This window comes from Bartonella sp. AP11XZML (assembly GCF_042196445.1).
Lineage (GTDB): Bacteria > Pseudomonadota > Alphaproteobacteria > Rhizobiales > Rhizobiaceae > Bartonella.
In genome coordinates, this window is record NZ_JBHIQF010000078.1 from 1 (window position 1) to 8,748 (window position 8,748).

The following is an 8,748-nucleotide window of genomic DNA, read 5'->3' on the forward strand; positions in this document are numbered from 1 at the left end:
GCTCCAACTGCTCGATCTTTTTTTTCAACAAACGCGTAAAGATGATACGGACCACAAAGGCAACAGGAATGAGTACAAAAAGAAGCGCTGATATAAAAACCAATATTAATGTTAAAATGAACAGGATATAATTCCACCACCCTGTCAAATCCCACTTAAAAAACATAAAGAATGCCATTATAAAAGCTGACACAATGAAAGCAATGCAAAAGATGACTTTATAATTTTTGCTTGTCAAAAACGCTTCTTCCAGCGAAAAAGACCGTAACTCTTCATCCAATGATGCATTTTTTCCATTGCCCCTCATTTTTTACCCCTCATTTGTCTCAATTTTTAAGCCATTTTCATGAACCGAAGCTTTCGTCCTCACCAATGGATGAGGGTTCATCAATATCAAGCGTTTGTATCCCTCATCTTTTATAAAGACAATATCAGGGGTGCTTTTTTTTCATCAACTTCAAACATCATGTTTTCATCACTCACAGTGTACCCCCTATTATCTTAAGGCTTCTCTTTTCTCGTCGATCAAATTTTCATAAAAATATCTTCTTCTATTGCACAAATTTGGGTCTCTGACTCTAAAATTCTAAGTGCTCTTTTTATTTTCAGGAAGATAAGCTGCTTTCCAAAGAAGAAGCAAACGAGTGCAAGAAAATCGTAACGAAGTTGCTTTGTCTTTATGACGATTTAAATCATCAACAAAACCGGCCCAAATTGATTTTTTCGATATTTTTTTCAAAGCCCAAACTTTCACCTTCCATAAAGCTTTTATGAGAAAGCTGCCAAATGTTAACATCACCAAGCAATGTCAAAACCACAAGGGTGTGCAAGTAAAGAAGAAGCCACTTGAGAGATAGAACAATTTCCTTTCCCCAAGGTGGTGCCCCCATATTGAAAGCCCAAACACGCGGCCAAGATCAACCTCAGTCATCGCCCTTATCTAAAGCTTCCTCAAGCACACGACGTAAACGCCCTACGCTTATCTTTTCCTCAAAAATTTTCAATCTCTTTGCCTTAAAATCCAGCCCTTTGCCTCAATGCCTCGTTGTCAATCTGGCCCCCCCCAAAATGATAAAGCCCTAAAATGATAAGGATTAATCATTTGGCAAGCCGCCGCATGAATACCAGCGCCTCTCACAATTCCATAATCAAATTGCACAAAACCTTTTTCATCCAGAGATGAGAAACTGTCCTTCACGGTCTCGTAAATAAATAGATGTCCCTCTTTTCTTTCAATTTTCCCCCTCTACCCCAAGCTTTTTAAAAGCACTGTTACACTTTCCATCTTGATCAAAACGTGTGCTTTTGGCTCACCTTCTCTGTGCGTTTTGCCTCTCCACCTGCAAAAAATGGGCTTTTCTTCCCCAAACACCAGAATATCTTTTGCTTTAAGTATAGATTTTTCGCTCTCAATATCGCTTGGTAAAACACATTTTTATGCTTGATAAAAAGAAAATAAATTACAAGATTTTCTCTCTTTAAGAGAACAGAAACAGCAAGTAAAGTCCAAGAGCAGCCCCTCTTCACTTTCCCCCCAGCACTCAAGCAAGAATCCCACTCAAGCAAGAATCCCACTCAAGCAAGAATCCCACTCAAGCAAAAGCCCCACTCAAGCAAAAGCCCCACTCAAGCAAGAGCACCAACTCAAGAAAGAGCCTCAATTCTTTTAAAAACACGACACAAATATAAAAAAGCATAAAACGAGAAGTGCACCCCATGCTCCTTAATGAACAAGTCAAAAGCAAGGCTCAACAAAAGCCCTCTTCACTTTCCTCTCAGCACTCAAGCAAGAGCACCAACTCAAGCAAGAGCCTCAATTCTTTTAAAAAACACGACACAAATATAAAAAAGCATAAAACGAGAAGTGCACCCCATGCACCTTAATGAACAAGTCAAAGGCAACGCTCAACAAAAGCCCTCTTCACTTTCCTCTCAGCACTCAAGCAAGAGCACCAACTCAAGCAAGAGCCTCAATTCTTTTAAAAAACACGACACAAATATAAAAAAGCATAAAACGAGAAGTGCACCCCATGCACCTTAATGAACAAGTCAAAGGCAAGGCTCAACAAAAGCCCTCTTCACTTTCCTCTCAGCACTCAAGCAAGAGCACCAACTCAAGCAAGAGCCTCAATTCTTTTAAAAAACACGACACAAATATAAAAAAGCATAAAACGAGAAGTGCACCCCATGCACCTTAATGAACAAGTCAAAGGCAAGGCTCAACGAAAGCCTCTCTTCACTTTTTCCCCTCGCTCATTTTCCCCTCGCTCACTTTCCCCTCACTCACATCGTATAATATGACGGGAGCTCCTTTCTGCTCAACCTCTTCTTCTAATTGCCGTATCATTTTGTTCAACTGACGGGTCACGATAAAACGCATAATAAAAACAATCGGTAAGAATAAAAAAGTACAGGCAAGCAGCCATGCCAGTGGCTCGAATACGACAAGAGAAACAAAGTCCTGCCCTCTCCATATCTTAACGACAACAGTTATAACTATTGGAGCAGTCGCCATGACCGTAGAAAGATAGAATATTTTTTTATAGTCTTGCCAAACAAGAGAAAGCTGCTTTTTATCAAACATTCTGCTGCTTTTTATTTTGGGGAGTTCTGTTTTAAGGCGATATCGCGTTCATTCAGCACGCATTTCAGTTCCTTTTTCACGCGACAATAAAGCCGCGCACGCTTGATAAACAGGTAATAAATGACAACGATTGGCGCCCATATTAAAACATTTAAGAGCGTAAAACACAGGAAAGAAATGGCTATTAATGTTATAAGACTACTCGTCATTTTGTCCCCCTTCCACATTCTGCATACGCATTGCCTGATCGCGTTGTTGTATCGCTTCTTCCAATTGTGGAAGTATTTTGTTCAATTTTCTCGTTAACTTCATGCACATGATCCCAATGATCGGAGAAAAGAGAAGAATCCCTAACCATAGAAGGCCATAAATAATGCGACCTATTGAAAACCGCGGTATTATAAAACTGACCATACTATCCTTCCACCATACCAAATGTACGATAGAGAAAGCAAATTGCAAAACGGTAAAGAGGATAAAGATAAAAAAGATTATTTTACATTCTTTCGAAGAAAGAGGCAGAGATTCTTTAAAGTTAAGAAAGCGCATTTTCGCATCAAGGGTCTTATGGGCGAGATTGTGTCTTTTCATTTCTCCCAGATCATTGCGCAATTGTTGTATGGCGTGTTTTTTTTGCGTTGTACTCTTTTTCAAGTCTTGAGAGAGTTTAAAAGATAACCTCATATGCTTGATCAACCGGTAAGGAAGCCGGATCATAACCATAAACATTACAATGGCAATGATGGTGAACCCTAAAAAAGCCAAAAATTTTATAACAATAGTCACGTGTTTCCCCTATCGCATTGATGTGAAATCATCATTTTTATTCTCTTCTCAAGCAACCATCTCTAATTTCTTTATTGTTTTTTTCACGCCATAATGAAGGAAACTATGGAAGATTAAAATGACAGGTAAAGCGACAACAATACACGCACAAAACCAAAACAGCAGCTGCATGCCAAAAACGCCAACCTTAAACAATAGAGGCATATAATTGTGTAAAAAAATCACAGATTTTGGAAGAAAAGCAAAAAAAGCGAGCAAAACTGCGAAAACCACAATCACAATGAAAGCTAGAAAAAAGATGATACAATAATCTTTTCTCGAAAGTTCCAAAGATTCTTGAAAAGAAAGGGGGCTGAACTTTATTGCACAAACTGTATTTTGTCCTATGCTGACTTTCTGATTATGCCCCAAATTCTGCAATGCACCCTTTTTTAATTTCCGCCGCATCCCACACAACAATATTGTCCGTTTTATCAAAGAATAATAAAGTACCAAGATTGTCATCAGAGTAGAAAAAAGTATCATGATCTCCCCGAAAAACATGACAGTACTCCACCATACTGTGGTCAAAATTACAAAAGTACTTATAAAAGAAGCAACCACTTATTTTCCTATTGTGTTTTGTTGAGAGATTGGTTGTCTAGCTGTTGCTGCTCTGGCAATGTATCCCACAGCTTCATCATTTCCTTCACCTCCCGTTTAGAGATAGCGTTAAAGACAAAAAAGAGTGGAAAGAACACCACAAGAACACCAAAAATCATTTGCGGCAAGAGACATAAAAAAGCCCAAACACTATTCCATCCCGCGTCACACAAAAACACGATTGCAGGATTATTTTCAAAAGGCTGTTTCAAGATCTCCTTAATCATTTTTCGAAGATCTCCTTGTTCCATTTGTCCCAGTGCTTGAAACTGTTCTTTGGATATAACGTGAAAAAACTCCAAAGGATTCATATAGACAGTCGCGGCAAAAAGCACCAACAAGAGGATAGCCAAACACAAAATGATGACGTAATCTTTTCTTGAGAGAGCTGTCCATTTTTTGAAAACCGCACACTGATTCAACACGGGCTGTGACGCAAAAGCCGTATTTCCCTTATGGGCAGATTGGTGTTGTGATTTATCTTCGATCATACGGATATTTTCTCACTTCTAACATGCCCACTCACTCTTTGAGAACATGCAACCAGCAAAACCGGTTTATCTAGCACTCTTTTCACTATGAAACACGCGCTATAAGACCCTTTAAGTCTATTTTTAAAATTCCTCATACGTGACAACATACAATTCCTCAGCCTTACAAGCACAAACGCCATTGTGTCCTCTTATCTATTACCCACACTTCAAAAGACAATGTTTCACAAAACTCAACAAGCAAAAATATTCAATCTAAGAAATATCTGATGTGTAAAGTTTACAAACAATACACTGATTTATAACAATTTATTGTTTTTCATATTAAATGAGAACCCTAAATACCGTAGGATTGTCTTATTCCAAACCTATTCCATATTAAATCAACCCAAACCATGTCTCTTGCGCATTACAAGCAGAAAGAGCCGTATAGAGTAAAACATTAAGAAAGGATGATAAATGCCTCTAAGGAAGCGTCTCAAATGCCAAGAGCTGTCCGCAACCATGAGAGCTGGCAAAATGTGTGATGCTACGGACTTTCTTCTTCACAAGCGTAAAAATGGAAGTGTGCAATAGATTTTATATTATTCAAACTTTGTATGGATTTCATTGGGGACTTTATCGTTATACCCTTCATGAGCACCCTTGCAAAATGGGCAAAAGAGAGCCCTAAGACATGGCTCTTTAAAAAGCAACACAAAACAAAGTCAAACAAGCAATCGATTATCCAGTATGAAAAACGTGCGACAAACAACCTTAATCCTCATTTGAAAGCTTCTTAATCAAAAAGGCTTCATTTTAAAAATTCTTCATTAAAGATGAAATATCTCACAGCCCCCACATTTGTATAGCCCCTACATTCATCAAGGCATCTCTTATAAAAGCATCTTTTTATAAAGGCATTTTCCACTTATAAAAACAGCCTCTTTCGATAATGCATTCCGTCCTTTAAACGACATCCCCTCGTTTTATAATAAGATCCATTAAAACGGAGATTTTTATACTCTATAAAGGATACACCAAACAAAATAGCGAGATCATTCACAGTTTATTTTAAGCCGATAAACGATATTTTATTTGAAAATATAGGGCATCTTATGCTATTATAATAGAATGCGGAGGTTTGCTTTTTGCCGCTCTCTGCCACTCAACAGAAGACAATATATCTCTTATAAAGGATAAAAGTATGCTTAACAGCGTGATGTATATCAAATATCTTGGGAAAGCGCCCAACAACAAAAAAATAAGAGAACCCAAATAAAAAGCTTCCAACTTAAGAAAACAATGACCTTTCAAAAGTGGAATTGAAAAATTTCCACAAAGCGCTCGTGAAAAAAGAGACAAATAATCCCATTAGAAAAAACTTCCTATTAGAAAGACGATGACATGCCCTTGAAATCCATTGTTATTTTTTCATTCACATTTGACAAAAATTTTCCTTCAATCTCTCAAGAACAGTTAAGAAATATTTAGAAAGCAAATAATCCGCTATCAATAAAAAAATAAGCATGATAGGGGCGGAAGATAAGACTGATAGGGATAAGATAAAAAAGGTAAGAAACCACCTTAAAGATGATTTTTTCGCCCCACACCGTTGCTTTTCTTTGCATTTTAAACGCCTTTAGTATCGTTTGTTTTTTGATCTGCAACGGCTGATATTTCCCAGTATTTGCTCACTCTCCCAGTATTTTCCCCCTTTTAAGTATTTTCCCCCTCTTAAGTATTTGCTCCCCCCAATATTTGCGCCAAGTGCTTTTTACATCACTGTCCCCCATCAACAGACAGTTTCTTTTTCATTCAAATGGTTAAGTTCATGAAAATACGTAAAAAACGCGGTAGATCGAAAATAACAGGAAAGCGAGAGCCCAATAGCTATATTTCACGTGCCCAAAATTCCAGCGAATCTGCGCTTCAATCTGCGATTGAAATGCGTGCAAAACACTTTGGTTTAAGCCTCGAAGAAGCGAAAAATCCGCTTGTCGGAACCTATATTGGGCGTCTTTGTTTGCTTGGCTATAAAGAGGCTTCATCAGGCATCAGTAAAGAGCAATATGACACGGCGCAACAATACTTGCAAATTAGAAACGACTATTTATGTGCAAAAGGTTTACCAAACGGTTATTATGATGGTTTTACGCACAGCGCATCAGATGAGAAAGCAAAAAAGCAATGGGTCCAAAGAGCAACGGAACACTATGAAGCTATGCAAGAAGCGATTAAAGAAGCACAATATCTACATCGTCAACACAACTTTCATGCGGCATTACACTATCTTGTTATAGAAGATCAACCGCTGCCTAATCTTGTTGGTTCGTTGCGTATTATTCTTGATGCCCTTTATAAACATTTTGACAGTTCTACCCAAAAGAGCCTTGGCTAAAACACCCATCATTTCCTCCCCCTCACAGGATAAAGATTCTCCCCCTCCTTTATAACATGCCTCTTTATAACCAGCACCTTTGTAAAGTCCCCTTTGGCAAGTGACACTTGAGATCCACTGAGCTTGCCTTTTCATAAAATTTCATGGGTTAACAAGCTTAAAGCGCACAACAAACAAGCTTAAAAATATCCACCACGCCCTTAAAAAAATACTTCAACTGTCAAAGAGACTTAACCTTATATCTACCCATGCCTCACTTAACCATGCCTCAAAGGACAATATTTCACGGCATATTCACGGCTTGGACAGGATAAATATTGCCCCCTCTTTAAAACAGCAACATTCTTCCCTCTACCCCCCATTGTAACAAACCACCCTCATCATACGCTTCCTCCAATATCACGACATCCTTAGCTCTTCAGACAATTCATTATCGTCATTTTACGTCTTTTCTTGTACAATTCTATATGGCTCTTCTGATCTTATGACGGACAAGAGCTATGGCTTTTATTTCAGCATAATCTGGATTTCTCATTCAAGATAAATAACGATAAAACATTCAATATAAATCAATAGCTTATCATTAAAACAACCCGTTATTTTTTGACACAATTAAAAGCATCATCCCTTAAAGGAAAGAAAAAGCCCCTACTAACAATCTTCTCCCTCATCAACAACTGCACCGATAACCCTCCACCCCCATCACACCATCACTAATACGACAGCCAGCACAACCCCAATCACCCCCACAAATCGCCAACACCTAAAGCTTTGCCCCACAACACCTTCCAACCACCGCCTTCCTAATTCCATCAATAAAATACCACGGATTTCAAAACCACAATTCTCCCTTCACCTTTCCCCTCCTTTCTCAAAGGAGAAAAAGCATTTACTCAATAAATCTTTATACAGAAACCTTTAGAGACCCCAACAGCCACTCGAAGAGCCATCACGCCTCTAAGCACCCACGAGTCCCCCACCTCGTCATCCCCTCGGAACACCCCCTGCGCAATACCTAAAGCTTTGCTCCGCAACACCTTCCAACCACCGCCTTCCCAATTTCATCAATAAAATACCACGGATTTCAAAACCACAATTCTCCCTTCATCTTGTCCCCTCCTTTCTCAAAGGAGAAAATGTTTTTTGCCACATCAAAAACTTTTCCATTAAAACAATATATTTTGCTGCATAGCTAATGAATGAGCTTTTTTCTGTAGATTTTTTCCCGCGATAAAGGAGGAAAAATAATCGTTTTGCGGTTGACAGAATATGAAAAATCGTATTTAATGACAGGTGCGGTAAGGGATTTTCTGCGTCCAGATTTCATCGTAAAATTTTCGCATTATCATAGACTATTATAAGTTATTATAGACTGTTATAAAACAGTGTGTTTCGCGACAATGTTTAAAACTTTACGGTTTGAATGTGTCTTTCGTCTTTTTCTGACTGTTTTCTTTTGCATTACACAATTTGCATCACCAACAGCCCCATAATTTTGAGATTTTCAAAACAAGCCGTATTCAAGGGCTCCCAATAGAACGCCCTAATAATCCCCCCATAAAATACCAATGTCATACATCACAGCAATGATGAGCAATACACGCATAAAAATATGAAAACGACATCATTATGCTCTCATCGCCTCACCTTTCAAGATGCAAAGGCTTGTTTTTCAAAACATTGTTTAGCCAGAATTGAAGAAATAATATCACTTATCGATCATCAACATAGAGGCTAAGATTATGAAGCCACAAGATTCTCCCCCACCACATTCCTCACAAACCCCAGAAGGGGCCAGTGCACCTGAAGGAGCGCATGCAAATGCATCATTAGACACTCTTACTGCACATTTAGAACGGCTTAAC

General features: G+C 38.5%; 8 protein-coding genes. 1 reads left to right on the forward strand and 7 read right to left on the reverse strand.

The window, feature by feature from the left end:
- From ACFIMG_RS08265 to ACFIMG_RS08295, 7 genes are all read right to left on the reverse strand, one after another.
- Positions 1 to 307 (reverse strand): hypothetical protein (locus ACFIMG_RS08265; protein WP_375679373.1); only part of this gene is annotated, 307 nt, incomplete at its 3' end.
- A 388-nt stretch (positions 308 to 695) separates the two neighbouring features.
- Positions 696 to 890 carry a hypothetical protein gene (locus tag ACFIMG_RS08270; RefSeq protein ID WP_375679374.1) on the reverse strand — a complete coding sequence of 65 codons (195 nt, stop codon included), beginning with the start codon at positions 888 to 890 and terminating at the stop codon, positions 696 to 698.
- A 158-nt stretch (positions 891 to 1,048) separates the two neighbouring features.
- Complete coding sequence (locus tag ACFIMG_RS08275) at positions 1,049 to 1,198, reverse strand: hypothetical protein (RefSeq protein ID WP_375679375.1); 150 nt, start codon at positions 1,196 to 1,198, stop codon at positions 1,049 to 1,051.
- Positions 1,199 to 2,236: 1,038 nt separating this feature from the next.
- Entirely contained in the window at positions 2,237 to 2,584 is a 348-nt protein-coding gene (locus tag ACFIMG_RS08280; protein WP_375679376.1) for a hypothetical protein, read from the reverse strand.
- 198 nt (positions 2,585 to 2,782) lie between these two features.
- Positions 2,783 to 3,370 carry a hypothetical protein gene (locus ACFIMG_RS08285; RefSeq protein ID WP_375679377.1) on the reverse strand — a complete coding sequence of 196 codons (588 nt, stop codon included), beginning with the start codon at positions 3,368 to 3,370 and terminating at the stop codon, positions 2,783 to 2,785.
- Positions 3,371 to 3,418: 48 nt separating this feature from the next.
- A complete protein-coding gene (locus tag ACFIMG_RS08290) occupies positions 3,419 to 3,895 on the reverse strand; it encodes a hypothetical protein (protein ID WP_375679378.1) in 477 nt (158 codons plus the stop codon).
- An 86-nt stretch (positions 3,896 to 3,981) separates the two neighbouring features.
- Positions 3,982 to 4,503: a hypothetical protein gene (locus ACFIMG_RS08295; RefSeq protein WP_375679379.1), complete on the reverse strand. Its 522-nt coding sequence runs from the start codon at positions 4,501 to 4,503 to the stop codon at positions 3,982 to 3,984.
- A gap of 1,813 nt (positions 4,504 to 6,316) precedes the next feature.
- Here ACFIMG_RS08295 and ACFIMG_RS08300 point away from each other — a divergent pair.
- Positions 6,317 to 6,883 (forward strand): hypothetical protein, encoded by a 567-nt coding sequence (locus ACFIMG_RS08300; RefSeq protein ID WP_375679380.1) that lies wholly within the window; start codon positions 6,317 to 6,319, stop codon positions 6,881 to 6,883.
- Positions 6,884 to 8,748 lie beyond the last annotated feature (1,865 nt).